Raw genomic sequence first — 25,620 nt, forward strand, 5'->3', positions numbered from 1 at the left:
TTGCAGCGGCTGCAATGCATGCTCACGAAAACGCCCGGCACAGGGCCGGGCGCTTCAGACCCGAAACAAGGGAAGATCAGGCGGCGCTGCGGGCCTGCGAGATGACCTGGACAATATCGTCCACGACCGTCTCGACCAGCGCCCGGTCGTCGCCTTCGGCCATGACGCGGATCAGCGGTTCGGTTCCGGAAGGCCGGATGACCAGACGTCCGCCCTTGCCCAGCCGGTTCTGCGCCTCGGCGATGGCTTCCTTGACCTGCTTCTCCTCCAGCGGCGCGCCGCCCGAAATACGCACATTCTTCAGAAGCTGCGGCACCGGCTCGAACTTCCGGGCCACTTCGCTGACAGGCTTGTTCTGACGCTTGATGCAGGCAAGAACCTGAAGGGCCGAGACCAGACCGTCGCCGGTGGTCGAAAAATCGGACAGCACGATATGGCCGGACTGTTCGCCACCGACATTGAGGCCGTTGGCCCGCATATGCTCCACCACATAGCGGTCGCCGACCTTGGTGCGGTGCAGTTCAAGCTTCAGCCCGGCCAGAAAACGCTCCAGCCCCAGATTGGACATGATGGTCGAAACCACGCCCTTGCCGGACAGGCGTCCGTTCTGATGCCAGGATTCGGCGATCAGTGCCATGATCTGGTCGCCGTCGACGATCTCGCCGTTCTCGTCGATGATGACGACGCGATCGGCGTCGCCATCCAGCGCGATGCCGATGTCGGCCCGCACCTCATGCACCTTCCTTTGCAGGCCGGCAGGATGGGTCGAGCCGCATTCCTTGTTGATGTTGAAGCCGTTGGGATCGTCGTTGATGGCGATCACCTCGGCGCCCAGCTCCCACAGCGCTGCGGGCGCAACCTTGTAGGCTGCGCCATTGGCGCAATCGATGACGATGCGCAGGCCGGACAGCGACATGGAGCGCGGCAGCGTGCGCTTGGCGAATTCGATATAGCGGTCATGGACGCCGTCGACGCGCTTGGCCCTGCCCAGCGCGTCCGGATCGGCCAGCGCCATCTCGACGCCATCGTCGAGCATGGCCTCGATGCGGGCCTCGATCTCATCGGAGAGCTTGTAGCCGTCCGGACCGAAGAGCTTGATGCCATTGTCCTGATAAGGATTGTGCGAGGCCGAGATCATGACGCCCATGTCGGCGCGCAGCGAGCGCACCAGCATGGCCACGGCCGGCGTCGGGATCGGGCCGAGCAGGAACACATCCATGCCGGCCGCACACAGGCCGGCGACCATCGCATTCTCGATCATGTAGCCGGAAAGGCGGGTATCCTTGCCGAGCACAACGCGGTGGCGATGGCTGCCGCGCTGGAAGGACAGCCCCGCGGCCATGCCGACGCGCATGGCGATCTCGGCCGTCATCGGAAATTTGTTGGCGCGCCCCCGAATGCCGTCGGTGCCGAAATAACGTCCCATGGAATGCTTTCCCTTGCGAGCAAACAGCGCCCCTAATGCCACAGGGTGCGCGTGTCCGGCTATCAAATTGTGCAGACAGACGTCATCATCTGAGAGTAAACAGTTTGCTAAACTGCAAAACTTTTGTCCCGATTGGCATGACTGCCTGCATCTGGGCGAAAAAAGCGGCGCTTTATTGTCCGGCTTTCAAAACGCGAACGCCGCGCAAAAGCGCGGCGTCCTGCACCATTACGGCGAAACTTCAGTTCTGCGGCTGAGGCTCCATGCCGCCCTCGGGCTCCGGGCCCTTCTTCTTGCCCCTGGCGGTGCCGCCTGCCTTCGGAACGGCCGAGCCGCGGCTGGTCGGCGTGTCGTCGCCAAGATCGCGCGACGGGTTGTTGCCAGCCAGCAGCTCCTGAATTTCGTCGCCCGACAGGGTCTCGTACTCAAGCAGCCCTTCGGCCAGCGCGATCCAGTCCTTCTTCTTCCTGGTCAGGACGGAGCGGGCCGTGGCATAGGCTTCATCGATCAGGCGGCGAACCTCCGCATCGATGATCTGCGCGGTCTCCTCGGAGATGTTCTGCGTGCGCGCCACCGAATGGCCGAGGAAGACCTCTTCCTGATTGTCGCCATAGGCGACCTGTCCGAGCTGGTCGGAAAAGCCCCAGCGGGTGACCATGGCGCGCGCCAGCTTGGTGGCCTGCTCGATGTCGGAGGACGCGCCCGAGGTGATGTTCTCCTTGCCGAACTTGAGTTCCTCGGCCACACGCCCGCCCATCATGATGGCCAGACGCGAGATCATGTATTTGTAGCTCATCGAGTAGCGGTCGCCCTCGGGAAGCTGCATGACCATGCCGAGCGCACGGCCGCGCGGGATGATGGTCGCCTTGTGCAGCGGATCGGCGGCTGGAACGTTGAGCGCCAGGATGGCGTGGCCGGCCTCGTGATAGGCGGTCAGCTCCTTCTCGGCCTGCGTCATGGCCGAGGACCGGCGCTCCGCGCCCATCATGATCTTGTCCTTGGCGTCCTCGAACTCCTGCATGGTGACGAGCCGCTTGTTGCGCCGCGCCGCCATCAGGGCGGCCTCGTTGACGAGGTTCATGAGGTCGGCGCCGGAGAAGCCCGGCGTGCCGCGCGCCAGAACCTTGAGGTCCACATTGGGCGCCAGCGGCACGTTGCGCACATGCACCTTGAGGATTTTCTCGCGGCCCACGATGTCCGGGTTCGGCACCACCACCTGGCGGTCGAAGCGGCCCGGACGCAGAAGGGCCGGATCAAGCACGTCGGGACGGTTGGTGGCGGCGATCAGGATGATGGATTCGTTCGGCTCGAAACCGTCCATCTCCACCAGAAGCTGGTTCAGCGTCTGCTCGCGTTCGTCATTGCCGCCGCCCAGACCGGCGCCGCGATGACGGCCGACGGCATCGATCTCGTCGATGAAGATGATGCAGGGCGCATTCTTCTTGGCCTGCTCGAACATGTCGCGCACGCGGCTCGCGCCGACGCCGACGAACATCTCCACGAAGTCCGAGCCCGAAATGGTGAAGAAGGGAACGTTGGCCTCGCCGGCGACCGAGCGCGCCAGAAGCGTCTTGCCGGTGCCCGGAGGGCCGACGAGCAGCACGCCGCGCGGAATCTTGCCGCCGAGGCGCTGGAACTTCTGCGGATCGCGCAGAAACTCGACGATTTCCTCAAGGTCCTGCTTGGCCTCGTCCACGCCCGCCACATCGGCAAAGGTGACACGGCCATGCGCCTCGGTGAGCAGCTTGGCCTTGGACTTGCCGAAGCCCATGGCGCGGCCGGAGCCCGACTGCATCTGGCGCATGAAGAAAATCCATACGCCCAGGATCAGGATCATCGGCAGCCACGACAGGAGATAGCCGAACAGCGTGTTCGATCCGTCGGTTTCAGGACGCGCATTGATGGTCACGCCCTTCGCCTCCAGCCGCGAGACGAGCGAGGGATCGCCCGGCGAATAGGTCTGGAAGCCGGAAGCGGAATCCCCGTAGGAACCGCTGATGCGATCGCCCGCGATGGTCACGCTCTTGACCCGGCCCGACTGCACGTCCTGAAGGAACTGCGAATAGGGAATGTCGGTCGCCGCTCCACGCGTCTGCGGCGTCTGGAACAGATTGAAGAGCGCGATAAGCAGAACCGCTATGATCGCCCAGAGCGCAAGGTTGCGGTAGTTCGGATTCATCGATTGTCCCGTTGGCGGCCGTCAGGCGCGCGTCGTTGAAAGGAGCCTTCGTCTAACATAGGTGGCCCATATCCCCTTGCCAAGCAAAAGCACGACAATCGGTTAAGGCTACCCCATTTGCCGGCGTTGCAGCATGGCCGGCAAAGGCGGTGCAGGAACCGGTGCGGCATCCACCAGTTCCGCCAGAACGCGGGCCGATTGAAGATCGAAAGCGGGCAGAAAGCGGGCGAACGGCGCAACGACCGGCGTGACTGCGACATTTTTTCCGGGTGGTGTCACGCAGGGCGTGGCAGCCAAAGCTGCGCGCGCAAGGCTTTCCGGCACATCGGGAGGCAGGGCTCCGGCAAGCCCGCGCCTGTTGCCAGCGGGCGCGATGACGATCCCGGTGTCATTATCCTGAAAGATGAACCTGTAGCGGCCGTCCCAGATGAGGCCGGACACGGCTTGCATGGGCTGCGGCAATCCGCGCGCCTCGCGCAGCAGGAAAATGCCGCTTCGCCTTGCGTCGACCAGCGCACGCGCCAGCGTCGCCCGCTGCAAGGTTCCGGTCGCCAGAGCATCCAGCAGCGAGCCTGTCCGCTCCATATCGGGCAGCACTGCAAGGCCGCCCGTGGTGGCCAGCAGCAGCCGCAGCGCATGGGTCGCGGCCTTGCGGTCCCGGTGACCGGCAAAGGCGCGGTCGAGCCGGATGAGACCCGTGGCCGGGCGCGAAGCGAACTGTCCGATCAGTGCCGCCGTTCGCGCATCGAGATCGCGGCGCTTCCCTGCCGCCTTCGCCGCGACCCGCATGGCAGAGGAAAAGCCTTGCTCGTCGAGGGCGGAGCGTATGCGGGGCCGCTCGTAAGCGTGGTCCTCGTTGGTGGGGTCGTCGATCCAGCCGATCCCTTTGGTGCGCAGCCCTTCGCGAAGTGCCTCGCGACGCATTCCAAGCAAGGGCCGCACGATCCAGATGTCGCCGTCGAAGAGTGTGGCGGGAGCCATGCCGGCGAGACCGCGTCCTTCGTCCCCCATTGCGGCGCTGCGGTCCAGCCGCATGGTCACGGTTTCGGCCTGATCGTCAGCCGTGTGTCCGGTCAGAACCATGCCCATGCCTTCGGCACGCGCGACGTCGGCCAGCAGCCGGTAGCGGGCCTCGCGCGCTGCCGCAGGGACCCCGCCAAGAGGCTTCGGGCCCTCCCATACACGGATATGGTGCCGGATTCCCAGCCTTGCGCACAAGGATCCCACTTTCAGCGCCTCGTCACGCGCGGCTGGCCGCAGCGCATGGTCGACCGTCACCGCGACAAGCTTTGCGTCGGGACGGTGCGCACGGAAGAATTCGTTCAGCAGAACAAGAAGGGCGGTCGAATCGCTGCCGCCGGAAATCGCGACGACAGCGCCGCCGGAAAAATCGATGTCGGAAAAAACGCGGGCGTCGTGGTCCGGTTCGGCTTCCAGCGTCAGCACGACGCGAGCGCCCGTTCCTGCTTGACGCGCTCCTTGAGGGCCGCGGAGGCGTTGGGATAGCGCTTTCCGACTTCGGCAAAGGTCGCGCAGGCCACGTCGCGCTGCTTCAGGCCGGCCAGCGAAACGCCGAGCTTCAGCAGCATATCGGGCGCCTTCCTGGCCTTGGGATAGCTCTTGCTGGCCGCAAGGAAGACCTCGGCCGCATCGCGGTACTTCTGCTGCCCGAGCAGCGATTCGCCCAGCCAGTAATGCGCGTCGGCGGCGTTGGCATCCTTGGGGAAGCGGTCGATATGTTCGCGGAATCCGGCCTCGGCGGTGCCGTAGTCGCCGGACAGGATGAACTGATAGGAATTGCGGTAGAGTTCCTGCGGGTCGTCGGTGCGCGGCAGGGCTGCGACCTGGGTGCCGGAATTGTCCGCCGGCTGGCCCGCCGCCGGCGCCTGCGGAGCGGCCGTCACGGACTGCGTGCCGGAACCGGCGTCGATGACATTGCCGTCCTTGTCCACGGTGATGGTTCCGAAAGTCGTGGGCGGCGTGCCGGGGATCAGCTTGCCGGGCTCGCCATCGCCGGAATCGATGATGATGTCCTCGACAGTCGAACCTCCGGCAACGTCGCCGGAGGTCGTGGTTTCGGGAGCGGAAGGCGCGCCGGCGACCGAAGTGCCGGAATTGCCCGCATCGGTGCGCTTCTGCCCGCCCTCTTCAAGCTGCTGGAGGCGGAACTCGTTGTCCTCCTGCTGCTTGCGGATCTGCTCCTGCATTTGCAGGATCTGGAAGTTGAGTTCCTCGACCTTGCCGTTGAGGGCGCGGATCTGCTCTTCCAGCGCCGTCAGGCCGCCGCTCTGGGCAAGCTGGTAACTGCCCTCTTCCTTGCCCGATCCGAACAGGGAAGGCAGTTCGACGCCCGGAAGCCGGAAGTTGAAGCCACCACGCTCCGGCGCCGCCGCCGGTCCGGCTTCGCTGGCCATGCCGGCCGCGCCGGACAGGAGCAGCGCTGCCAGCGTGCCGCTCAGGATTTTTCTAAGATGCATGAGCCTCTCGCCATTACAGTGAAACCCGGTTTTGCGTCCGCCTTCGGCATGAAGACGCGGACGGCACCGTTTCTAGCAGGGCGCGAGACTTCGGCCAAATTTTGTTTGACAGCCGGTTTCAAGGAAAAAGGCGGCCATCGGAGCCGCCTTTATTCCTTGTCGGAAAGACTTGTCCGGGCTCAGGAGCCCGCGCCACCCAGCGTGGTGACGGCACGGCGGTTCTGCGACCAGCAGGAGATGTCGTCGCAGACGGCGACCGGACGCTCCTTGCCGTAGGAGATGGTCTTGATGCGGCTGGCGGCAACGCCCTGCGAGGCAAGGTAGTCGCGGGTCGCGGCGGCGCGGCGGGCGCCCAGGGCAAGGTTGTATTCGCGGGTGCCGCGTTCGTCGGCATGGCCTTCGACCACGATGGAATACTGCCGGTAGCGGTTGAGCCACTGGGCCTGGCGGGCCAGCGTCTGCTGGGCGTCGGCGCGGATGGACGAGGAGTCCAGATCGAAGAAGATGCGGTCGCCGACATTGACGGTGAAGTCCTGCGCCGAGCCGGGCGTCGCCGCTCCGCCGCCGAGGCCGAGATCGGCCGCGCTGTTGGGGGTCTTCTTGGAGGCGCAGCCGGCAAGCGCCAACGAGGCGACGAGCGCGACCATCACCGGATTTGCTGCAAGTTTTGCGATACGGCGCATACCGCCTCTCCTTCGCATTCGAGTAACTTCGTTGATCTGCCAGTAACCACGTTTGGGTTAACCGGCTTTCAAGAAACACGGTTAAATTTCGGTTCACGCCTTCGGCCAGTTCCCGAGCGTCATGTCCCCGCAAGGCGCGATCCGATCATCGACGCGCAGCCAGATGACGACAAAGAGGCAAAATCTTGGCCGCAATCCGCTTGTGCGTCATTTTAGGCCGGAATATGCCCGAAACGCAGGGATTCGGGCATATCCGCCACACATGTCCGGTTTCCCGGCCGCCTGCCTCAGTCGAGCAGGGGCGACCAGGCCGGGTCCGACGCAAAGTTGGGCGACGGAATCTGCTGCTCGTTCCGGCCGGTGAGATCGACCGAATAGAGCTTCGGCCCGCCCGAACCGGCAGCCTGCTTCAGATACATGATCACGCGCCCGTTCGGAGCCCATGTCGGGCCTTCCTGCAGGAAGCCGGAGGTGAGAATGCGCTCGCCCGAGCCGTCGGTGCGCATCACGCCGATCTGGAACTGGCCGCCCGACTGCTTGGTGAAGGCGATCAGATCGCCGCGCGGCGACCACACGGGCGTCGAATAGCTGCCCTCGCCGAAGGAGATGCGGGTCTGCCCCGAACCGTCCGCGCCCATCACATAGATGTGAGGACGGCCGCCCCGGTCCGAGGTGAAGACGATCTTCGAGCCGTCAGGCGAGTAGGAAGGCGAGGTGTCGATGGCATTGGAGCTGGTCAGGCGCGTGGTGTTGCGGCTCCTCAGATCCATGGAATAGATGTTGGAGTTGCCGTCCTCGCGCATCAAGCTCATGATCACGCGCTGGCCGTCCGGCGAGAAGCGCGGCGCGAAGGTCATGCCGGGGAAGTTGCCGACCAGCTCGCGCTGTCCGGTTTCGAGCTGGAGCAGGTAGACGCGCGGCTGCCCGCTCTCGTAGGACATGTAGGTTATTTCCTGCCGGTTGGGCGAGAAGCGCGGCGTCATCACGATCGAACGCCCGTCGGACAGGAAGCGCGCATTTGCCCCGTCCTGGTCCATGATCGCCAGCCGCTTCTTGCGGGCGTTCTTGGCGCCCGATTCGTCGATGAAGACGATGCGGGTGTCGAAATAGCCCTTTTCGCCGGTCAGCCGCTCATAGATGGCATCGGCGATGATGTGGGCGACGCGCCGCGTGTTGGCGCCGTTTGCGAAGAACTGCTCGCCGGAGAGCTGCTGTCCGGCGAACGTATCCCACAGCCGGTATTCGGCGCGGACGCGGCCGTCGCCTTCCTTGCTGACGCGGCCCGTGACCAGAGCCTGCGCATTGATGACCTTCCAGTCGTCGAAGCGCGGCGCCTGATCGGGATTTGCGATCTTTTCGATGAACGCGGCCTTGTCGATGGGTGCGAACAGCCCCGAACGTTTCAGGTCCGCCTGAACGATGGAGGAGATTTCCGCGCCCAGTTCGCCACCCGCGAAGTCGGTGATGGCGATGGGCAGCGGCTCGATGGTGCCCTTGTTGACGTCGATTTCCACCAGCGCGCTGGCGGGGCCGATGGCGAGCCCCGTGGCCGCGCCGGCAAGCGCTGCGACCATCATGAGCGTCTTGAGCAGTGTCTTCATGCTTTCAGCCTCATTGGTTCCAGTCCGGCGATTCAGAACATGTCGCTCGGGTCGAAATTGACCACCACTTCCGACCAGCTGTCATATTTGTCGGCGGGCAGGTTGAAGGGCGCGCACTTCTGCACCGCGCGCACCGCGGATTCGGCGGCCGTGCGGCCGGGGCCGGAGGATGCTCCGCCCGAGATCACTTCCGGGCGGCCTTCCAGCACGCCGGAACGGTCGAGCCGGAAGCGCACCGAAACCTTCAGCATGGCCGCATCGTCCACACCGGCGGGAATGCTCCAGCAGCCGCCGAGCTTCTGGCGCAGCGCATCCATCTCGTTCTGCGACAGGCGGTTGCCGCCGGTGGTCTTCCTGCCCCCCAGCGACGCCTGCTCGGTCGAGCGCTTCGCGCCGCCGCCGGAAGGCTTGCGCTTGTCGAGCAGCGCGGCGATCTCGTCGGCGTTGAAATCCTTGTCGTCCGACTTCTGCTGCGCGCTGCTGCTTGCCGGGGTCTTCTGCGCCGGCTTGCTGTCCGCAGCCTTCGCAGTCTGCGTTTCAGCCGGCTTCGGCCGCGCCTGCGGGGCGGGCGCCCTGTCGGGAAGCGACGACTGCTCGGCAGGCTTGTCCTCGGCTGCGATCGCCTCGGCCACGGCGTCGGGCTTTGCGGGCTCGGGTTTTGCCTCGGCCGGCTTCTGATCGGCAGGCTTCTGGACCGGCTGCGGTTCCTTCACCGGCTCGGGCTTGGGGGCCGGCTTTGGCTCAGGCGGCTTGACCGGCTCAGGCTTCGGCTCTTCCTTCGGCGTTTCCTGCGGAGCCGGTTTTTCGGCCGGTTTCGGCGCCGGCGGCGGTGCCGCGGCATTGTCCACCGGCGTCGGCTTGGGATCGGGCGTGATCGGCTTGTCCGTGTCGACGGAATTTTCGCCGACCTCTCGGGCGTCGGCCACGATGTCGGGCCGTTGCGTCGGCGTGGGCGCCGGCTTCTCGTTCATCGGTGCCTTTTTGTCGCCCTGCTGGATCTGCGTCAGCTCTTCCAGCGGCACGATGTCGACCGGCAGCGATTCGACCTCGCTCACCTCGAAGGCGGCAGGCGCCGACAGCGACACCAGCCCGAAGGCAAGCACCGCCGCATGCAGGGCCAGCGATGTGGTGAGGCTCGCCTTCAAGGCTGTCAGTCCTGTTCCTGAAGGGTGACGAGGCCGAGGTTCTTGTACCCGGCGGCCGAGATGCGGGCCATGACCTGCATCACCGTGCCATAGTCGGCGGTCTTGTCGCCGCGCACGTAGATGCGCTCCTCATAGCCGGTCTTGGCGATGGCCTCGAGCCGCGGCACCACTTCGTCCACCGCGATCTCGGTCTCCTGAAGGTAGACCTGACCCTTGTCGTTGACCGAAACGGTGATCGGCTGGGTGTCGGCGTTCATCGGCCTCGCCTGCGTCTCGGGCAGGTCGATGGGCACGCCTACGGTGAGCAGGGGTGCGGCCACCATGAAGATGATCAGCAGAACCAGCATCACGTCCACGAAGGGCGTGACGTTGATCTCCGACATCAGCGTGTTGCGGCGGCCGCGCCTTCCGCGCCCGCCTCTGCCACCACCGCCCGTGCCTACAGACATTCCCATTTCCGAACCTCAGACTGCCCCGGTTGCGCGATCCGCAGTTGCCCGATCAGGACCGGGCGACCTTTTCATCGATTTGGCGCGAGAGTATGGCGGAAAACTCGTCCGCGAAGCCTTCCATGCGCCCGGCCAGCTTGCCGGCATCCGACGACAGCTTGTTGTAGGCGATGACGGCGGGGATGGCCGCGAGCAGGCCGATGGCCGTGGCCAGCAGGGCTTCCGCGATACCCGGCGCCACCACCGCAAGGCTGGTCGACTTGGAGCCGGCGATCGCCTGGAACGAGGTCATGATGCCGATCACCGTGCCGAACAGGCCGATGAAGGGCGCTGCCGAACCGATGGTGGCGAGGAAGCCCAGATTGCCTTCCAGCCGCTCCATCTCGCGGGTGAGTGCAAGGTCCATGGCCTTGTCGATGCGCATCTGCAGGCCGTGCGGAGATTTCGCGCCCTTCTCGAAGCTTTTCTTCCATTCGCGCATGGCGGCCACGAAGATCGAGCCCATGCCGGTGGTCTTGCGGTCGGAAAGGGTGCGGTAGAGTTCCTCCAGCGACTGCCCCGACCAGAATATCTGCTCGAAGCGATTGAGCGCCGAGCGCATGCGCCCGTAGGAGACGACCTTGTCGAAAATGATCGCCCACGTCCACACCGATGCGCCGAGCAGGCCGATCATGACCAGCTTGACCACCCAGTTCGCCTGCATGAACAGGGCCCAGATCGACAGATTCGCCGCCGGTTCGGCGAGAGCGATGTTTTCCATCCAAACGTTCCTTAAAACTTCACGGGCTGGGCTCTCCGCCGGCCTGCGACGCTTTACCCCTGGCTGTCCCGCGCGCCCGGCTTCGCCTCAAATGCCTGCGATGGGCACCTTTCGGGGCCTTTTCACGGCAAATGTTGGTAAAAGGAAGGCGCACCGATTCCTTCGATTTTCATCGAAACCTTCATGAAGCGTTATGGTTAAGGATGCGTTAGAACGACGACGCTTCCCGCGCGACACGATCTCTTTTTCTCATGTCGGGTTTCGGGCACGATCTTGCCCGAGAAGCCTTCCGGCTTTCGGAATCTTGCCGGCACGGTGCGGATGACGGCACATGGCAGGCCGTATCCGCTCCGTCCCCCGGCGGAATTTTCTGGATGTCTGGCCTGAAATTCTCAGGCTTTCGGCATGAAAGCCGCGTTCCACTCCTTCGGGAAACGGCGCGGACGCCCGTTCTCGCCGATGATGGCGGCTTCGACGCGCGCCTCGACCAGCAGCTCCCCGCCCCGCTTCAGTTGCTGGGCCATGGTGATGCGCGCACCCGAAACCTCCAGCGTGCGTGTCTCGACGGTCAGTATATCGTCGATGCGGGCCGGGGACCGGAAGTCGATCTCCATGCGCCGCACCACCCACACGATCTTCTCGCCGCGTTCGCCGGCGGCAAGCCGGGTATGATGCACACCGACCAGCCGCAGGAAATCCGAGCGCCCGCGCTCGAAGAATTCCAGATAGCGGGCATGGTAGACGACGCCCGAAAAATCGGTGTCGGCATAGTAGACCCGCGCCTTGAGCCGGTGGCCGAAAGGTGTCAGCTCGCCGGCGAGCCCCGGCGGAATGTCGTCCTGCATGCTCATTCGTCCTCGAACAGGCCGATCTGCTGCTGGGCGATGTCGCGCGGCGCTTCCAGCCCCATATGCCGCCAGGCGTTGGCTGTGAGGATGCGCCCGCGCGGCGTGCGCTGGATGAAGCCCTGCTGGATCAGATAGGGCTCAATGATGTCCTCGATGGCGTCGCGCGGTTCCGAGAGCGCGGCGGCGATGGTCTCGATCCCGACCGGCCCGCCGCCGAAATTCGAGGCGATCATGGAAAGATAGCGACGGTCGAGCGCATCGAGGCCGAGCCCGTCGACCTCCAGCCGCAACAGAGCTTCATCCGCGATCTTGCGGTTGACCGTGTCCGCCCCGGCCACAGTCGCGAAATCGCGCACCCGCCGCAGAAGCCGGCCTGCGATGCGCGGCGTGCCCCGCGCCCGGCGCGCGATTTCGACCGCGCCGTCGTCGCTCATCGGCAGGCCGAGGATTCGGGCTCCGCGCCGCACGATCGTCTCCAGTTCCTCGACCGTATAGAAATTGAGCCGCACCGGAATGCCGAAGCGGTCGCGCAGCGGATTGGTGAGCAGGCCGAGCCGCGTCGTCGCCGCCACCAGCGTGAAGCGGGCGAGGTCGATCTTGACCGAGCGCGCCGCCGGCCCCTCGCCGATGATGAGGTCGAGCTGGAAATCCTCCATGGCCGGATAGAGGATTTCCTCCACCGCCGGGCTCAGGCGATGAATCTCGTCGATGAACAGCACGTCGCGGTCCTCGAGATTGGTGAGCAGCGCGGCGAGGTCGCCCGCCTTGGCGATCACCGGGCCGGAGGTGGAGCGGAAATTGACGCCCATCTCGCGCGCCATGATCTGGGCGAGCGTGGTCTTGCCGAGCCCCGGCGGGCCGACGAACAGCACATGGTCGAGCGCGTCGCCGCGCCCCCTGGCCGCCTCGATGAACACTTTCAGATTGGCGCGCGCCGCCGCCTGACCGACGAAATCGTCGAGCGTCTGCGGCCGCAGCGTCTGGTCGGCGTCCTCGCCGCGCTTTTCGGACGAGATGAGGCGGGGGGCGGTGTTCATGGCGCTGTCCTGCCACGGTGCGCAGCCCGGGGCAAGCAGGGCCTCGGCAAACCGTGTCTCACCGCGCCAGCTCCTTCAGGCCGAAACGGATGAGGCGGGCCGAATCGGCATCCTCCCCCGCAGCCTTCAGCGCGGCGGCCACCGCATTGGCGGCAATGTCGCGCGCATAGCCGAGATTGACCAGCGCCGAAACGGCGTCGGCCACCGGCGCAGGCGCCACGCCTTCGCCGAGTTCCTGCTTGAGGCCGATGGTGCCGCTCGCCGCGCCGGCATAGGCCGGGGCCTTGTTCTTCAGTTCGGTGACGATGCGCTCGGCCACCTTCTTGCCGACGCCGGGGGCGCGGCTGACCATGGCGATGTCGCGCAGCGCGATGGCGTTGGCGAGATCGGAAGGGCTGAGCGTGGACAGGACCGACATGGCCACCTTTGCGCCAACGCCCGGCACATGGGTGGAGAGAAGGCGGAACCAGTCGCGCTCCAGCGCCGAGCTGAATCCGAACAGGCGGATCATGTCCTCGCGCACCACCGTTTCGATGAACAGCACCACCGCCTCGCCGGGCGCGGGCAGCGAGGCCAGCGTGCGCGCCGAACAGAAGGCGACATAGCCGACGCCGTGCACATCGACGACGCAATGATCCTCGTCGATCTCGTCCAGCGTGCCCTTGAGCTTGCCGATCATGCCCCTGCCCTTCCTATGCGATCTGCTTCAGCCGGTATGCCACGCTTTGCCTGTGGTGGGCATGGCAGATGGCGATGGCCAGCGCATCGGCCGCATCATGCGTGTCGAACACGGCCTTGGGCATCAGCACCTTGACCATCATGTGGATCTGCTTCTTGTCGCCATGGCCGACGCCGATCACCGCCTTCTTGACCGCATTGGGCGCATATTCGGCCACCGGCAGGCCGGCAAGGGCCGGCACCAGCATGGCCACCCCGCGCGCCTGGCCGAGCTTCAGCGTCGCAGTGGCGTCCTTGTTGACGAAGGTCTGCTCCACGGCCGCCTCATGCGGCATGGCCTGATGAAGCACCTGCGACAGGCCCTCGTGCAACTGGCACAGGCGCGAGGCGAGCGTCGCCTTGTCGTCCGAGCAGACGGAACCGGAAGCCACGAAGCGCAGCGAGTTTCCAAGGCTCTCCACGATGCCCCAGCCGGTGCGCCGAAGCCCCGGGTCGATGCCGATGATCCGAATCGTTTCCGCCATGGTCGTCCACTCTATTCACCGGCCGCAGACTTGCCAGCGAAATGTGAACAAACCAGAAACGCAACAGGGGATTACCCCCGGGCGAAGGCGGTGTTGAGCAGGGAAATCTGGTCGAACACCGGACTGCCGCGCTCCAGCCCCTGTGGCAGCGCATCGCCGTAGACTTCCTCGTCCATGCGTTTGACCAGCGATTGTAGGCGCAGCGAGCGGCGCACCAGATCGACGAATTCGACCGGCAGTTCGCTCCAGCCCTCCGCGTCCTCGTGGGCGGAAACCGTGTCGAGGCGCACCTTGGCCTTTTCCGCCGCCACCTGGTCGCGCGTCATCTCGCCGGAATTGGCGGCGCGCTGGAGCAGCAGCCATGACGCGATCTGCATGAGCCTTGTGGTGAGCCGCATCGATTCGGCGGCATAAAGCGTTGCCGCCAGCCTGGTCAGCTTCCTGGCCTCGGTGCGCCCGCGCGAATCCAGATACTCGGCCGCCTGCTCCACCAGCCCCATGCCCTCATTGTAGAGCGGCTGGAAGGATTGCGAGAAGATGCGGCGCTCGGCCAGCCTGATCGTGTTCCCGCTTTCCTGTGAAGATCGATTCATAACGCACCCTGGTCTTGCGCAGAGGCGATTCGACCCTGCGGCATGACTGCCACCCTATACGGCTTCCGCTCCGGAAAATGCGCCTCACGGCTTTTCAAGGCAAGTCTATACTTAATGAAAGGTTAATATGAACAGGTTGCGTGCCCGAAACGGCACACAAATGGCTTCCATCGTGAAGCACGGCGCATAAAAAAAGAGCCGCGGGTAAGGCGGCTCTCAGAAGTTAACAGGGAGGCGTCAAACAAAGTGGCTCCAACCACTCGGTAAGAATCCAGATCACTGGATGCACATAGTAAACAGCTGTAAAGCTTAATGGTCGCTTAACGCCGCCCGTAATTTTCAGGAAAGATGCAGACGGCGGTGCGCGCACGGTCCCCAGCCCCGGCGGATCATCGGCCATGCACCACCTGTTCAATGCGGACGCTTTGCTCTATGCCGCAATGCAACCAATTTCGCCCTGCATAGGGCAGATCGAAACCGGAATTGCCATGAACCCGCAAACGCCTCCAGACCGCTGCCGCCTCGTCCTGATCGTCATGCCCGGCACCGATGCAGGCCGGCTTGCCGCGGCCCTCGAAGGCGGCGATGTCGCCTCGGTGCTCCTGCCGCAAGGCGAGACGGATGAAGCCGCCTTCCAGCGCGCCGCCGAGAAGCTGGTACCGCTGGCGCAGGGCGCGGGAGCCGCGGCAATCGTCGCCGGCGACAGCCGCGTCGCCGGGCGCGTCAAGGCCGACGGGCTCCACATCGAGGGCAGGCGCCAGGAACTGGCCGACACGATCGGACGCGTGCAGGAACGCATGATGGTCGGCGCCGGCGGAGCCAAGACGCGCGACGACGCGCTGGAGCTTGGCGAGGAAGGACCCGACTACATGTTCTTCGGCCGTTTCGGCTACGATACCGACTCCAAGCCGCATCCGCGCAACCTCACCCTCGGCGCATGGTGGGCTCAGATGGTGCAGATCCCCTGCATCGTCATGGGCGGCTCCGATATCGCTTCGGTGGTCGACGTAGCCACGACCGGCGCGGAATTTGTGGCTCTTTCGGCTGCCATTTTCGCAGACGGCGTCGATCCGCGCGAGGCCGTTGCCCAGGCCAATGCGCTGCTCGACGCGCATGCGCCACGTTTCGAGAGCTGATATGGCGTGGCGTCCCGGACTTGCCGTGACGTTGCTGCTGGCCGGCCTCGGCGCGGCCGGCGCGGCCGGAACCGCCGTCGATCAGGACAAGGGCGACCGCCCGCTGCCCCAGCCCGCAACGACGGAAGAACGCGCGCGCCTGCCCGACCTCGACCCAGCCCGCTTCGGCAAGCAGATCGACGAGGCTTATGGCGCCTATCAGCGCGGGCTCTACAAGACCGCCTACAATCTGGCGCTGCCGCGCGCGCAGAATGGCGATCCCGCCGCCCAGACGCTGGTGGCCGAACTGCTGGCGCGCGGGCTCGGCGTGCCGGTGAACGCGAAGGAAGCGGCCAGATGGTATGCCGCTGCGGCCGAGCGGGGCGTTCCCGAGGCCCAGTTCCAGTACGCGCTGATGCTTCTCGACGGCAATTTCGTGCCGAAGGACGAAAAGGAAGCCCACGCGCTGATGCAGGCGGCCGCCGAAGCCGGCAATGCGCTGGCCCAGTTCAATTTCGCCCAGCTTCTGGTCAGCGAGAACCCCAACGACCTGTCGCGGGCCACGGACTATTATGAACGGGCCGCCGAGGCCGGCATTGCCGATGCACAATATGCGCTGGCGCAGGTCTACGCCAACGGCGTGGGCGGCAGGGAGCAGGACGACGTGAAGGCGCGTGGATTGCTGGAAAAGGCCGCCCGGCAGAATTTCGACACAGCCCAGCTCGATCTCGCCCAATGGCTGATCGAGGGACGCGGCGGCGCGCGCGACTACGAAAAAGGCTTCAACTGGATGCAGATGGCGGCGCGCGGCGGCAATGTGGCCGCGCAGAACCGGCTGGCCAAGCTCTACGTCACCGCCCTGGGCACCGAGCCCGACCCCATCCTCGCCGCCGCATGGTATATCGTGGCGCGCCGCGCCGGCCTCATCGACCGCGAGATGGAAGACTATCTGCAGGGCCTGACCGACCAGCAATTGCAGGAAGCGGTGCAACGGGCGAACCGCCTGCCGTAACATCTGCCCATGGTCATGGGTCGGAGCAGAAGCCCTGCGGCACCCCTTTCTCTTGCGTCGGGCGGCGATTTGTGGTCTTGGAAACGCCGACCTGCCCGCCCCCATCGCCGGCGCCCATTCCACAGATCCGGAGACCTTACCGACATGGCCCGCTCCGCCATAATCAACGTCATGGTTCAGGCTGCCATGAAGGCCGGCCGTTCTCTCTCGCGCGATTTCGGCGAGGTGCAGAACCTTCAGGTTTCCCTGAAGGGGCCGGGCGACTATGTCAGCCAGGCCGACCGTCGCGCCGAAGACATCGTCTATACCGAGCTTTCCAAAGCCCGCCCGGGCTATGCCTTCCTGATGGAGGAGCGCGGCGCCGTTGACGGCGCCGACGATCAGCACCGCTGGATCGTCGATCCGCTCGACGGCACCACCAATTTCCTGCACGGCATTCCTGTCTTCGCCATCTCCATCGCGCTGGAACGTCAGGGACAGCTCGTCGCCGGCGTCGTCTACAACCCGGTGATGGACGAGCTCTACACCGCCGAGCGCGGCGGCGGGGCCTTCATGAACGACCGCCGTCTGCGCGTGGCCGCCCGCACCAGGCTTTCCGACGCGGTGATCGGCTGCGGCATCCCGCATCTGGGCCGCGGCCATCACGGCAACTTCCTGGTCGAGCTGCGCAACGTCATGGGCGAGGCGGCCGGTGTGCGCCGTCTCGGCTCCGCCGCGCTCGACCTTGCCTATGTCGCCGCCGGACGCATGGACGGCTACTGGGAAACCGGGCTTTCAGCCTGGGACGTCGCAGCCGGGCTTCTGCTTGTGCGCGAGGCCGGCGGCTTCGCCTCCGAGCCCGATGGCGGCCAGGACATGCTCGAAAGCGGCAATGTCGTCGCCGGCAACGAGGCCATCCACCGCGCGCTGGTCAACACGCTCTCGAAACCCGTCTCATCACGCTGACGCCATCAGGCGCGGCGCCTTTCGCGGCGGGCTGAACAGCCTCCGCATCGGGCCGTCCGCCAGCGCGGTCGCCAGCGCGATCAGCAGCGAAAACATGGCCAGCACCGGCAAAGGCAGCGCTGAAGGAATCAGCGCCGGCGCGCCGGAGGCGACGAAGGCCATTACCACCAGCCCATGCAGCAGGTAGACCGCCAGCGAGCGCTCGCCCAGCCAGCCGAGCAGCACCGAACCGCGCGGCACGATGGCAGCGAACCCCGCCGCCGCCGCCGCGCCGAGCAGCATCAGGCTCAGCCGCGCCAGCGCCGGATAATTGCTGTCGGCCGCGCCGCTGGTATAATCGCGGCTGCCGGTCAGCGCCGCCGGGTTGAGCCCGAGCTTCCACCATGCCAGCACCCCGCCCACAGCGGCGCAGAACAGCAGCGCGAACCGCAGCGGATGGCGCCGCGCCATGGCCACAAGCTGCTCGCCATAGAGATGGCCAAGCACGAAGAAGGGCAGGAAATAAAGCGTGCGCGACACGCTCAGCGTATAGCCGATGCCGTCGTCATAGCCTGCCGCGACGGAAATCGCGATGGCCACGGCAAGTCCGGCCGGCGATGCGAACAGCGGCAGGAGCAGCCGCCAGAAGATCATGCTGGCGATGAACCACAGCAGCCAGTAGGGCGTGAACAGCGAATATGCGTACCAGCCCGTCAGCCTGCTCATGCCGATATAGGCGAGCTGGAAGACGACCAGCGGCAGCACAAGCGTCCACACGATCTTGCTGTAATCGCGCCCCTCCAGCCTCTCACGGGCGAAAATGCCGGACAGGAAAGCGAACAGCGGCATATGGAAAGAATAGATGCCGACATAGATGGACTGGAGAACTGGTGAGCCTGATGACGGCTGTTCGATCATATGTCCGAAGACGACGAGCAATATACCTGCGCCACGGAGGGCATCCAGATGGGTATTCCGGCTTGTTTTTACTGAACTCATGGGCGGCGGCGCAAACAGACGTCTTTTCTCTCGAAAGCCCCTCCCGCCATCACCGAATCGACATCTCCACTATAATTGGGAGGTGGGCGAGACTGTGGCGCTCCGGCCCTATGCCTTCATCTCGCCAGGGCGGCTTCCAATTTCACCGGAATTCCGATTAGAGTTGCCGCGACACGCGCAAACCAGATGGAAGACGCATGGCCCTGCTCAGATCGTTCGGTATTGGCGGCGGCTCGGATGTGCTGAGCTACGATCCCCACAAACTCTCCAGCCCCCAGGTGTTCCTGCTCACCATGGTCATCTTCCTCGGGCTGGTGGGCTTCATCGCCATCATCCTCAGCCGGCAGATCCAGTCGGCCTTCGTCACCAATCCCGGCCTCAACGGCCTTATCCTCGGCGTGCTGATCGTGGGCATCCTGTTGGCTTTCGCGCAGGTCGGCCGACTGTTCCGCGAGGTCCGCTGGGTGAATTCCTTCCGCGCCGGGGCCGAAACGACGGACCCCGTGCTGCTGGCGCCGATGCAGGCCATGCTCGGCCGCTCCGCCTCGATCGCCGTCTCGACCAGCTCGATGCGCACCATGCTCGATTCCATCGCCACGCGCCTCGACGAGACCCGCGACACCTCGCGCTATCTCGTCGGCCTTCTGGTGTTCCTCGGCCTGCTCGGCACCTTCTGGGGCCTGTTGCAGACCATCGGTTCGATCAGCGAGACCATCCAGTCCCTCGACCCCGGCACCGGCGATTCGGCTTCCGTTCTGGAAGCGCTGAAGCAGGGCCTTTCGGCTCCGCTTTCGGGCATGGGCACGGCCTTCTCGTCCTCGCTGTTCGGCCTCGCCGGCTCGCTGATCCTCGGCTTCCTCGACCTTCAGGCAGGCCGCGCCCAGAACCGCTTCTACACCGAACTGGAGAACTGGCTCTCTTCGGTGACCGATCTGTCCTCCGATCTGGCCGGTCCCGAGAACGGGCGCAGCGCCGGCACCACCGACGAGTTGCGCGCGCTTTCCGAACGCCTGCGTTCGCTTCAGGAAAACGGCGGCTCCAGCCCGCGCGTGGCGGCGGCCATGGCCAACCTCGCCGATGGCATCGCCGGGCTCGTCAAGAACATGCGTTCCGAACAGCAGATCATGCGCGACTGGGTCGAGGCCCAGTCCGACGAGCAGCGCGCCATGCGCGAGACGCTGGAGAAGATCGCCGAGGCCCTCAAGGCGCAGCGGGGAGTGAAGTAAGTGGCTCTCGCACGCGGCCGCCGCAGCTATCGCCACATCGACTACTGGCCGGGCTTCGTCGATGCGCTGTCGACATTGCTGCTCGCCATCATGTTCCTGCTGTCGGTGTTCGTGCTGGCGCAGTTCCTGCTCAGCCGCGAAATCTCCGGCAAGGACGAGGCGCTGAACCGCCTGAACGCGCAGATCAACGAGCTGACCCAGCTTCTGGCACTCGAACGCGGCAATGTGCAGGACGCGCAGGATGCGCTGGCCAACCTTCAGGCATCGCTGTCCGCTTCCGAGGCCGAGAAGAGCCGGCTCGAACAATTGCTGGCCGCCGGCGAAGGTGCGGGCAGCGCCGCCACCGCCCGGGCCGACAAGCTGGCGGGCGAACTGGACAGCGAGCGCCAGATCAGCCAGCGGGCGCTGTCGCAGGTGGAACTGCTCAACCAGCAGATCGCCGCGCTGCGCCGCCAGATCGCAGCGCTTGAGCAGGCGCTCGACGCCTCGGAGGCGCGCGACCGCGAATCCAATACCAAGATCGCCGACCTCGGGCGCAGGCTGAACGTGGCGCTGGCCCAGCGTGTGCAGGAGCTGAACCGCTACCGCTCCGACTTTTTCGGACGCCTGCGCGAAATCCTTGCCGACCGCGAGAACATCCGCATCGTCGGCGATCGCTTCGTGTTCCAGTCGGAAGTGCTGTTTCCCGTCGGCTCCGACCAGATCAACGACGCCGGTCAGGTGGAGATGAAGAAACTCGCCGATGCGATCATCGAGTTGCAGAAGGAGATCCCGCCCGAGATCAACTGGGTGCTGCGTGTCGACGGCCATACCGACGACCGGCCCCTGTCCGGCACCGGCCGTTTCAGGGACAACTGGGAGCTTTCCGCCTCGCGCGCCATTTCGGTCGTCAAGTTCCTCATCGCCAACGGCGTTCCGGCCAACCGGCTTGTCGCCGCCGGCTTCGGCGAATACCAGCCGCTGGACGAGACCGGCACGCAGGAAGCGCGCGACCGCAACCGCCGCATAGAACTGAAGCTGACCGAGCGCTGACATCACAGTTGCGCCGAGCAGACGCCACCCGACTGCAAAGCACCAAATAAAGAGGAAAAGCGACGGAAACGGCATTCGCCGGAACGCCGCCGGGCTAGTGATTCTTACCAACTCGCGGCAACATTGTGGCAGCGCGCCCCAATTGTGGCCCAAACACGCCATTAGCAATTATCTTTTTGTAATTATTATTCTTTTCAGATCATCACTAAGTTCATCCGCGAACCGGGAACTGCCGGGGCCTCGTTGAGGTCTGGAGTCGGCAGAACCTGACGGTTCGGCTGGAGAAGTCATGCTTCTCCCAAGACAGGAGACGCAATCATGCGCCCCATTTCACTCCCCTCCCTCGCTCTTGCCGCCGCGTTTGTTGCGGCCCCTCTCGTCGGTGCCTTTGCAGCCGCGGAAGATGCTGGTCTTCTCCCGAACCAGATCGCCTCTCAGGCTCCGCCGTCCAAGGTCGTCCTCGATCAGTTGAGCAGCCTGGGCGACGGGATCAACTCCGCCCTGACGACAAACTCCATAACACCGCAGCAGGCCAGCAGTCTGCGCAGCCAGATTGCCGACATTCGCAGCGAAGTTCTGACGCTTTCGCGCTCGGCAGGCGGACACATCCCCCAGAGGGAATACCGCCAGTTGCTGGGCAAGGTTCACAACGTCTCCAGTCAGATCTACGTGGTGGACCACGGTAACTGATTGTCGTGACATGAATCACGGGCGGGGCGAATGCCTCGCCCGCTACACATCACATGGGTTGACACGATGCGATGACGAGACCAAAGGCCCGCCATCAGGTCGTGACTTTATGAGTCCATGCCTGAGCAAGGCGGCTCTACGCCCCCGAGCCAGACAATATTTTATCGATCAATCCCCAATTCCAATCCTTCCTCCGCCGTCATGAAATGGTCGCGGTCGAGCGCCTGCTCCACTTCCTTGTAGCTGCGGCCGCAATGTTCGGCGTAAAGCCGGGTCATGCGCCGCTTGGTGCGCTGGATTTCCTCGGCATGGATGAAGATGTCCGATGCCTGCCCCTGGAAGCCGCCCGAGGGCTGGTGGACGAGCAGGCTCGCATTGGACAGGGCCGCGCGATGGCCGGGCGCGCCCGCCATCAGCAGGAACGATCCCATGGAGCGTGCCGTGCCCATGCACAGCGTATGCACCGGGGCACGGATGTAGCGCATGGTATCGTACATGGCGAGGCCGCTGGTCACCACGCCGCCCGGCGAGTTGATGTAGAGATGGATCGGCTTCTCCGGGTTCTCCGATTCCAGAAACAGCATCTGCGCGCAGACCAACGCAGAAACCGTATCGTTGACCTCGCCATTGAGGAAAATGATCCGCTCGCGCAGCAGCCGCGAGAAAATGTCGAACGACCGCTCTCCACGGCTCGACTGCTCAATGACCATAGGGACAAGTTGCATCGTTTCGCGCATCGGCGAACTCCGGTTTTCGATGGTTGAGGAAGGTGCGAAAAGACGTCAGGCGGCGCGCATGACGGGCATTCCGTTGCTGTTGGCCGCCTGCCTGCCACCCGCCGCCAGCCGCGCATCGGCAAGCCGGTGGATGATATGCAGGCTGGTGCCGCCATCCGCATCGGCGACGATGCGGAACGTCACCGTGCTTTCCAGGAAAGGCGGGCTGGATTCGCGCATACGGTAGCGCACCTCCTCGCCCGGCGTCACGGATTCGGCTTCCGGATCGGCCAGGTCCGTGCCCGGCAGCCATTGCTCGCGGAACTGCGGCAGGCTGATCGCCCGCCAGACCTTTTGCGGGGGCGCATCCAGCTCGTAAATCTGCTCGATACCGGCATCCTGCTCTTCGGTCGGTGCGTCGCTCATTGGTCCATGTCCTTCAGGAGGTCCATGAGAGCATCGATGCGCGCCGGCCAGTAGTTGCGGTATTTCGCCATCCAGCGCGCCATCGCCATCAGCCCTTCGGGATCGACCTCGTAGTTGACGAAACGCCCCTGCCGCTCTTCGCGCACCAGCCGGGCGCTGCGCAGCACGCCCAGATGTTGCGACATCGCCGGCTGGCTGATCGCCATGCCTTCGCGCAGGGCGCTGGCGTTCATGGCGCCGCCCGCCAGCTTCTCGAAGATCGCGCGGCGGGTGGGATCGGCCAGCGCGCGGAATATCTCATTCTCGTTCATGCAAACACATAAGCATACACTTATCTGATTCGCAAGCACCGATAACGGCCCGCATGCCGCCCCTCTTGCCAGCCGCGCCGCATTCCTGTCCCCTGCCATTCGTTACAGAATCAGGAATACGGAATGTCGTTTCAGAAGCTCGATGATCTTTGCCGCCGGCTCGAAGCGCTCGAACATGCGCTGGCCATACTGGGCGCCGACGAGGCCACGCACATGGCCGTCGGCGGCGGCGAAAAGCGCGCCGAGGCGATGGCCGCCCTTTCCGGCATGTATCACCGGCAGGCGACAGCACCCGAGATCGGCGACTGGATCCATGCTGCCGAAAGAGAGGCGCTGAACGAGGACCAGACGGCGGCGCTGCGTGAGTTCAGGCGCCACCACACCAATCTCACCTGCCTGCCCGCCGACTTCGTCGAGCGCCAGACGGCGGCGCGCCTGCGCTGCGAGCAATTGTGGCGTGACCTGCGCGCCAAAGGCGACTGGATGAGCTTCCAGCCGGCACTTGAGGGCGTGATGGCGCTGGCGCGCGAGGAAGCCGCCATGCGCGCGGAAGTGCTGGGCCTCTCGCCCTATGACGCGCTGATGGAGCAATACGATCCCGGCAACCGCACAGCCGACATCACCCCGGTCTTCACCGACCTGAAGGCGTTCCTGAAGGATTTCGTGCCGCAGGCGCTCGACGTGCAGGCCCAACGGCTTGCAAAACGCCCCCTGAAGCCGCTCTCCGGCAACTATTCCATCGACAGGCAGCGGGCGCTCGGTCTCGCCATGATGGAAGCGGTGGGATTCGACCTGACGCGCGGCAGCCTGTCTGTCTCCCACCACCCGTTCTGCGGCGGCGTGCCGAGCGACGTGCGCATCACCACACGCTATCGCACCACCGAGTTCCTGTCGGCGCTGATGGGCATATTGCACGAGACCGGCCATGCGCTCTACGAGCAGAACCTGCCGCAGGACTGGTCACACTGGCCGCTCGGCAAGGCGCGCGGCATGGCCATCCACGAAAGCCAGAGCCTGTTCGTGGAAAAGCAGATCGGCCGCAACCCCGCCTTCTGGCGCTGGGCGCTGCCGGTGGTGGACAGCTATCTCGGCGAAAGCTGGTCGCTGGACGACATCCTGCCTCATGTCCATCAGGTCGAGCGCGGGCTGATCCGCGTCGATGCTGACGAGGTGACCTATCCGCTGCATGTCATCCTGCGCTACGAGCTGGAGCAGGAGCTGATCGCCGGAAAACTGGACGTTGCCGACATTCCGCAAGCATGGGATGCCGGCATGCGCGACTGTCTCGGCCTTTCGACCATCGACAACCCGGCCGACGGGCCGATGCAGGACGTTCACTGGCCGGGCGGGGCATTCGGCTATTTCCCCTCCTATACGCTGGGCGCGATGATGGCGGCGCAGCAATGGGCGGCACTGCTGCGCGAACACCCTGACACGGACGACGCCATCGCCAGAGGCGATTTCTCCGCCGTCAACGAATGGCGGCGGGAGCGCATCTGGTCGCAGGGCTCGCGCTGGTCGACGCCCGAACTGATGCATCGCGCCACCGGCGAAAAGCTGGATGCGCGCCACTTCATCGCTCATCTGCAAAAGCGCTACGGCGACCGGGGAACGCTTTAATGAACCTCACCAATCAGGACATCGAAGACCTCGTCGCCTTCCGCCGCGAGCTGCACCGCTTCCCCGAAATCTCCAACGAGGAGAAGGAGACCGCGCGGCGCGTGGTTGGCTTTCTGCACGACACCGGCGCCGACGAGGTGCTGACCGGGCTCGGCGGCCATGGCGTGGCCCTTGTCTATGACAGCGGCAGGCCCGGACTCACGATCCTGTTCCGTGCCGAGCTGGATGCGCTGCCCATTGCCGAGGTTTCGGACATTCCTCACCGTTCCAACGTGGAGGGCAAGGGCCATATGTGCGGCCATGACGGCCATATGGCGATCCTCGCCGCACTCGGCCGCCTGTTCGGGCGGCAGCGGCCGGCAAGCGGCCGCGTCGTGCTGATGTTCCAGCCGGCGGAAGAAACCGGCAACGGCGCGGCCGGCGTGGTTGCCGACCCGCGCTATGCGGCGATCCGCCCGGATTTTGCCTTTTCGCTGCACAATCTGCCCGGCACACCGCTTGGCCATGTCCGGCTGCGCGACGGCGTCGTCAACTGCGCATCACGCGGCCTGCGCATCACGCTGGAAGGCAGGACCGCCCATTCCTCGATGCCGGAAAGCGGCGTCTCGCCGATGCTGGCGGTGAGCCGGCTGATGCCGCGGCTGGCCGCGCTGGGCAGCGGCTCGTTCGACAGCGACGAATTCTCGATGGCCACCGTCACCCATGTGTGCATGGGCGAACCGGTCTTCGGCGTTGCTCCCGGCCATGCGGAAATCCGCGTGACCCTGCGCACCCGGCAGGATGCACGCATGGCCGGCCTGTGCGCCGCAGCCGAGGCGATGGTGCGCGAGGAGGCCGAAGCCCACCGACTTCAGTGCGGCTTCGACTATCACGAGATATTCGTCGCCAGCCTCAACGAACCGCAGGCAGTGGCGCATCTGGCGGCGGCGCTCGATGCCGAAGGCGTGTCCCATGACGGGGCGGAACTGCCGATGCGCGCCTCCGAGGATTTCGGCATCTTCGGCCACGCCTCGAAATCGGCGATGTTCTATCTTGGTTCGGGGGTCGACCGGCCGAACCTGCACAATCCCGACTACGACTTCCCGGACGATCTGATCGCCATCGGAGCCCGCATTTTCATGCGCACCGCGCGCAACCTCCTGGGGTAGA

At 65.0% G+C, this 25,620-nt stretch carries 25 protein-coding genes and 1 pseudogene; 8 read left to right on the forward strand and 18 right to left on the reverse strand.

Annotated features, from left to right (window positions below):
• Nucleotides 1-76 precede the first annotated feature (76 nt).
• The 14 genes from glmM to rcdA form a co-directional block, all read right to left on the reverse strand.
• A complete protein-coding gene (gene glmM, locus DES43_RS03120; protein WP_035022011.1) occupies nt 77-1,426 on the reverse strand; it encodes a phosphoglucosamine mutase in 1,350 nt (449 codons plus the stop codon).
• Nucleotides 1,427-1,667: 241 nt separating this feature from the next.
• A complete protein-coding gene (gene ftsH / locus DES43_RS03125) occupies nt 1,668-3,605 on the reverse strand; it encodes an ATP-dependent zinc metalloprotease FtsH (protein WP_035022013.1) in 1,938 nt (645 codons plus the stop codon).
• A 108-nt stretch (nt 3,606-3,713) separates the two neighbouring features.
• Nucleotides 3,714-5,051: a tRNA lysidine(34) synthetase TilS gene (gene tilS / locus DES43_RS03130; RefSeq protein WP_035022016.1), complete on the reverse strand. Its 1,338-nt coding sequence runs from the start codon at nt 5,049-5,051 to the stop codon at nt 3,714-3,716.
• On the reverse strand, nt 5,045-6,082 hold the full coding sequence (gene ybgF, locus DES43_RS03135; protein WP_035022017.1) for a tol-pal system protein YbgF: 1,038 nt from the start codon (nt 6,080-6,082) through the stop codon (nt 5,045-5,047). Before ybgF ends, tilS begins: the two co-directional genes overlap by 7 nt.
• Before the next feature lie 179 nt (nt 6,083-6,261).
• Complete coding sequence (pal, locus tag DES43_RS03140) at nt 6,262-6,765, reverse strand: peptidoglycan-associated lipoprotein Pal (protein WP_035022020.1); 504 nt, start codon at nt 6,763-6,765, stop codon at nt 6,262-6,264.
• A 287-nt stretch (nt 6,766-7,052) separates the two neighbouring features.
• The gene (gene tolB / locus DES43_RS03145) at nt 7,053-8,366 is read right to left on the reverse strand and encodes a Tol-Pal system beta propeller repeat protein TolB (protein WP_035022023.1); all 1,314 of its coding nucleotides are present in this window, start codon (nt 8,364-8,366) and stop codon (nt 7,053-7,055) included.
• Between the two features lie 32 nt (nt 8,367-8,398).
• Nucleotides 8,399-9,511: a cell envelope integrity TolA family protein gene (locus DES43_RS03150; protein WP_035022025.1), complete on the reverse strand. Its 1,113-nt coding sequence runs from the start codon at nt 9,509-9,511 to the stop codon at nt 8,399-8,401.
• A gap of 5 nt (nt 9,512-9,516) precedes the next feature.
• The gene (tolR, locus tag DES43_RS03155) at nt 9,517-9,966 is read right to left on the reverse strand and encodes a protein TolR (protein WP_035022028.1); all 450 of its coding nucleotides are present in this window, start codon (nt 9,964-9,966) and stop codon (nt 9,517-9,519) included.
• A gap of 46 nt (nt 9,967-10,012) precedes the next feature.
• On the reverse strand, nt 10,013-10,720 hold the full coding sequence (gene tolQ, locus DES43_RS03160) for a protein TolQ (protein ID WP_035022030.1): 708 nt from the start codon (nt 10,718-10,720) through the stop codon (nt 10,013-10,015).
• 392 nt (nt 10,721-11,112) lie between these two features.
• A complete protein-coding gene (gene ybgC / locus DES43_RS03165; RefSeq protein ID WP_245264616.1) occupies nt 11,113-11,565 on the reverse strand; it encodes a tol-pal system-associated acyl-CoA thioesterase in 453 nt (150 codons plus the stop codon).
• 2 nt (nt 11,566-11,567) lie between these two features.
• Entirely contained in the window at nt 11,568-12,605 is a 1,038-nt protein-coding gene (gene ruvB / locus DES43_RS03170) for a Holliday junction branch migration DNA helicase RuvB (RefSeq protein ID WP_035022036.1), read from the reverse strand.
• Nucleotides 12,606-12,663: 58 nt separating this feature from the next.
• Entirely contained in the window at nt 12,664-13,284 is a 621-nt protein-coding gene (ruvA, locus tag DES43_RS03175; RefSeq protein ID WP_035022039.1) for a Holliday junction branch migration protein RuvA, read from the reverse strand.
• A 13-nt stretch (nt 13,285-13,297) separates the two neighbouring features.
• Nucleotides 13,298-13,807, reverse strand: coding sequence for a crossover junction endodeoxyribonuclease RuvC (gene ruvC / locus DES43_RS03180; protein ID WP_035022041.1), 510 nt, complete (start codon nt 13,805-13,807; stop codon nt 13,298-13,300).
• Between the two features lie 71 nt (nt 13,808-13,878).
• The gene (gene rcdA / locus DES43_RS03185; RefSeq protein WP_035022044.1) at nt 13,879-14,400 is read right to left on the reverse strand and encodes a protease adaptor protein RcdA; all 522 of its coding nucleotides are present in this window, start codon (nt 14,398-14,400) and stop codon (nt 13,879-13,881) included.
• A gap of 488 nt (nt 14,401-14,888) precedes the next feature.
• On the opposite strand from rcdA, the gene DES43_RS03190 reads away from it, so the two are divergent.
• The 3 genes from DES43_RS03190 to DES43_RS03200 all read left to right on the forward strand — a co-directional run bounded on the left by DES43_RS03190 (nt 14,889) and on the right by DES43_RS03200 (nt 17,472).
• Nucleotides 14,889-15,536 carry a thiamine phosphate synthase gene (locus DES43_RS03190; RefSeq protein WP_035022714.1) on the forward strand — a complete coding sequence of 216 codons (648 nt, stop codon included), beginning with the start codon at nt 14,889-14,891 and terminating at the stop codon, nt 15,534-15,536.
• A 1-nt stretch (nt 15,537) separates the two neighbouring features.
• Nucleotides 15,538-16,527: a tetratricopeptide repeat protein gene (locus tag DES43_RS03195; protein WP_133674803.1), complete on the forward strand. Its 990-nt coding sequence runs from the start codon at nt 15,538-15,540 to the stop codon at nt 16,525-16,527.
• A 144-nt stretch (nt 16,528-16,671) separates the two neighbouring features.
• Nucleotides 16,672-17,472, forward strand: a complete 801-nt coding sequence (locus tag DES43_RS03200; RefSeq protein WP_035022047.1) for an inositol monophosphatase family protein — start codon at nt 16,672-16,674, stop codon at nt 17,470-17,472.
• Here the strand turns inward: DES43_RS03200 and DES43_RS03205 are convergent.
• Entirely contained in the window at nt 17,464-18,450 is a 987-nt protein-coding gene (locus DES43_RS03205) for an acyltransferase family protein (RefSeq protein WP_084496343.1), read from the reverse strand. The two genes, DES43_RS03200 and DES43_RS03205, sit on opposite strands and share 9 nt — an antisense overlap.
• Nucleotides 18,451-18,647: 197 nt before the next feature.
• Between DES43_RS03205 and DES43_RS03210 the strand changes: the two genes are divergently transcribed.
• The 3 genes from DES43_RS03210 (at nt 18,648) to DES43_RS03220 (ending at nt 21,398) form a co-directional block, all read left to right on the forward strand.
• On the forward strand, nt 18,648-19,676 hold the full coding sequence (locus tag DES43_RS03210; RefSeq protein WP_035022050.1) for a MotA/TolQ/ExbB proton channel family protein: 1,029 nt from the start codon (nt 18,648-18,650) through the stop codon (nt 19,674-19,676).
• Nucleotides 19,677-20,708, forward strand: a complete 1,032-nt coding sequence (locus DES43_RS03215; protein ID WP_035022052.1) for a peptidoglycan -binding protein — start codon at nt 19,677-19,679, stop codon at nt 20,706-20,708. It abuts the gene before it with no gap.
• 318 nt (nt 20,709-21,026) lie between these two features.
• Entirely contained in the window at nt 21,027-21,398 is a 372-nt protein-coding gene (locus DES43_RS03220) for a hypothetical protein (protein WP_035022057.1), read from the forward strand.
• A gap of 136 nt (nt 21,399-21,534) precedes the next feature.
• On the opposite strand, the pseudogene DES43_RS03225 reads toward DES43_RS03220, so the two are convergent.
• The 3 genes and pseudogenes from DES43_RS03225 to DES43_RS03235 all read right to left on the reverse strand — a co-directional run bounded on the left by DES43_RS03225 (nt 21,535) and on the right by DES43_RS03235 (nt 22,851).
• Nucleotides 21,535-22,135 (reverse strand): annotated as a pseudogene (locus tag DES43_RS03225) (ATP-dependent Clp protease proteolytic subunit).
• A gap of 45 nt (nt 22,136-22,180) precedes the next feature.
• On the reverse strand, nt 22,181-22,540 hold the full coding sequence (locus DES43_RS03230) for an SRPBCC family protein (protein WP_035022060.1): 360 nt from the start codon (nt 22,538-22,540) through the stop codon (nt 22,181-22,183).
• Nucleotides 22,537-22,851, reverse strand: coding sequence for an ArsR/SmtB family transcription factor (locus tag DES43_RS03235; RefSeq protein WP_035022063.1), 315 nt, complete (start codon nt 22,849-22,851; stop codon nt 22,537-22,539). The genes DES43_RS03230 and DES43_RS03235 overlap by 4 nt, the downstream gene beginning before the upstream one ends.
• Nucleotides 22,852-22,974: 123 nt before the next feature.
• On the opposite strand from DES43_RS03235, the gene DES43_RS03240 reads away from it, so the two are divergent.
• Nucleotides 22,975-24,471, forward strand: a complete 1,497-nt coding sequence (locus DES43_RS03240) for a carboxypeptidase M32 (RefSeq protein ID WP_035022065.1) — start codon at nt 22,975-22,977, stop codon at nt 24,469-24,471.
• Nucleotides 24,471-25,619 (forward strand): amidohydrolase, encoded by a 1,149-nt coding sequence (locus DES43_RS03245; RefSeq protein WP_035022069.1) that lies wholly within the window; start codon nt 24,471-24,473, stop codon nt 25,617-25,619. Before DES43_RS03240 ends, DES43_RS03245 begins: the two co-directional genes overlap by 1 nt.
• The last annotated feature ends 1 nt before the right edge of the window (nt 25,620 follow it).

The sequence above is a fragment of the Aquamicrobium defluvii genome, from assembly GCF_004363725.1.
Classification (GTDB): domain Bacteria; phylum Pseudomonadota; class Alphaproteobacteria; order Rhizobiales; family Rhizobiaceae; genus Mesorhizobium; species Mesorhizobium defluvii.

Bases quoted from the DNA above. Each gene is read 5' to 3' on its own strand.
- glmM (WP_035022011.1), bottom strand. From the start codon at position 1,426: ATGGGACGTTATTTCGGCACCGACGGCATTCGGGGGCGCGCCAACAAA.
- ftsH (WP_035022013.1), bottom strand. From the start codon at position 3,605: ATGAATCCGAACTACCGCAACCTTGCGCTCTGGGCGATCATAGCGGTT.
- ybgF (WP_035022017.1), bottom strand. From the start codon at position 6,082: ATGCATCTTAGAAAAATCCTGAGCGGCACGCTGGCAGCGCTGCTCCTG.
- pal (WP_035022020.1), bottom strand. From the start codon at position 6,765: ATGCGCCGTATCGCAAAACTTGCAGCAAATCCGGTGATGGTCGCGCTC.
- tolB (WP_035022023.1), bottom strand. From the start codon at position 8,366: ATGAAGACACTGCTCAAGACGCTCATGATGGTCGCAGCGCTTGCCGGC.
- tolR (WP_035022028.1), bottom strand. From the start codon at position 9,966: ATGGGAATGTCTGTAGGCACGGGCGGTGGTGGCAGAGGCGGGCGCGGA.
- tolQ (WP_035022030.1), bottom strand. From the start codon at position 10,720: ATGGAAAACATCGCTCTCGCCGAACCGGCGGCGAATCTGTCGATCTGG.
- ybgC (WP_245264616.1), bottom strand. From the start codon at position 11,565: ATGCAGGACGACATTCCGCCGGGGCTCGCCGGCGAGCTGACACCTTTC.
- ruvB (WP_035022036.1), bottom strand. From the start codon at position 12,605: ATGAACACCGCCCCCCGCCTCATCTCGTCCGAAAAGCGCGGCGAGGAC.
- ruvA (WP_035022039.1), bottom strand. From the start codon at position 13,284: ATGATCGGCAAGCTCAAGGGCACGCTGGACGAGATCGACGAGGATCAT.
- ruvC (WP_035022041.1), bottom strand. From the start codon at position 13,807: ATGGCGGAAACGATTCGGATCATCGGCATCGACCCGGGGCTTCGGCGC.
- rcdA (WP_035022044.1), bottom strand. From the start codon at position 14,400: ATGAATCGATCTTCACAGGAAAGCGGGAACACGATCAGGCTGGCCGAG.
- DES43_RS03190 (WP_035022714.1), top strand. From the start codon at position 14,889: ATGAACCCGCAAACGCCTCCAGACCGCTGCCGCCTCGTCCTGATCGTC.
- DES43_RS03195 (WP_133674803.1), top strand. From the start codon at position 15,538: ATGGCGTGGCGTCCCGGACTTGCCGTGACGTTGCTGCTGGCCGGCCTC.
- DES43_RS03200 (WP_035022047.1), top strand. From the start codon at position 16,672: ATGGCCCGCTCCGCCATAATCAACGTCATGGTTCAGGCTGCCATGAAG.
- DES43_RS03205 (WP_084496343.1), bottom strand. From the start codon at position 18,450: ATGAGTTCAGTAAAAACAAGCCGGAATACCCATCTGGATGCCCTCCGT.
- DES43_RS03210 (WP_035022050.1), top strand. From the start codon at position 18,648: ATGGCCCTGCTCAGATCGTTCGGTATTGGCGGCGGCTCGGATGTGCTG.
- DES43_RS03220 (WP_035022057.1), top strand. From the start codon at position 21,027: ATGCGCCCCATTTCACTCCCCTCCCTCGCTCTTGCCGCCGCGTTTGTT.
- DES43_RS03230 (WP_035022060.1), bottom strand. From the start codon at position 22,540: ATGAGCGACGCACCGACCGAAGAGCAGGATGCCGGTATCGAGCAGATT.
- DES43_RS03235 (WP_035022063.1), bottom strand. From the start codon at position 22,851: ATGAACGAGAATGAGATATTCCGCGCGCTGGCCGATCCCACCCGCCGC.
- DES43_RS03240 (WP_035022065.1), top strand. From the start codon at position 22,975: ATGTCGTTTCAGAAGCTCGATGATCTTTGCCGCCGGCTCGAAGCGCTC.
- DES43_RS03245 (WP_035022069.1), top strand. From the start codon at position 24,471: ATGAACCTCACCAATCAGGACATCGAAGACCTCGTCGCCTTCCGCCGC.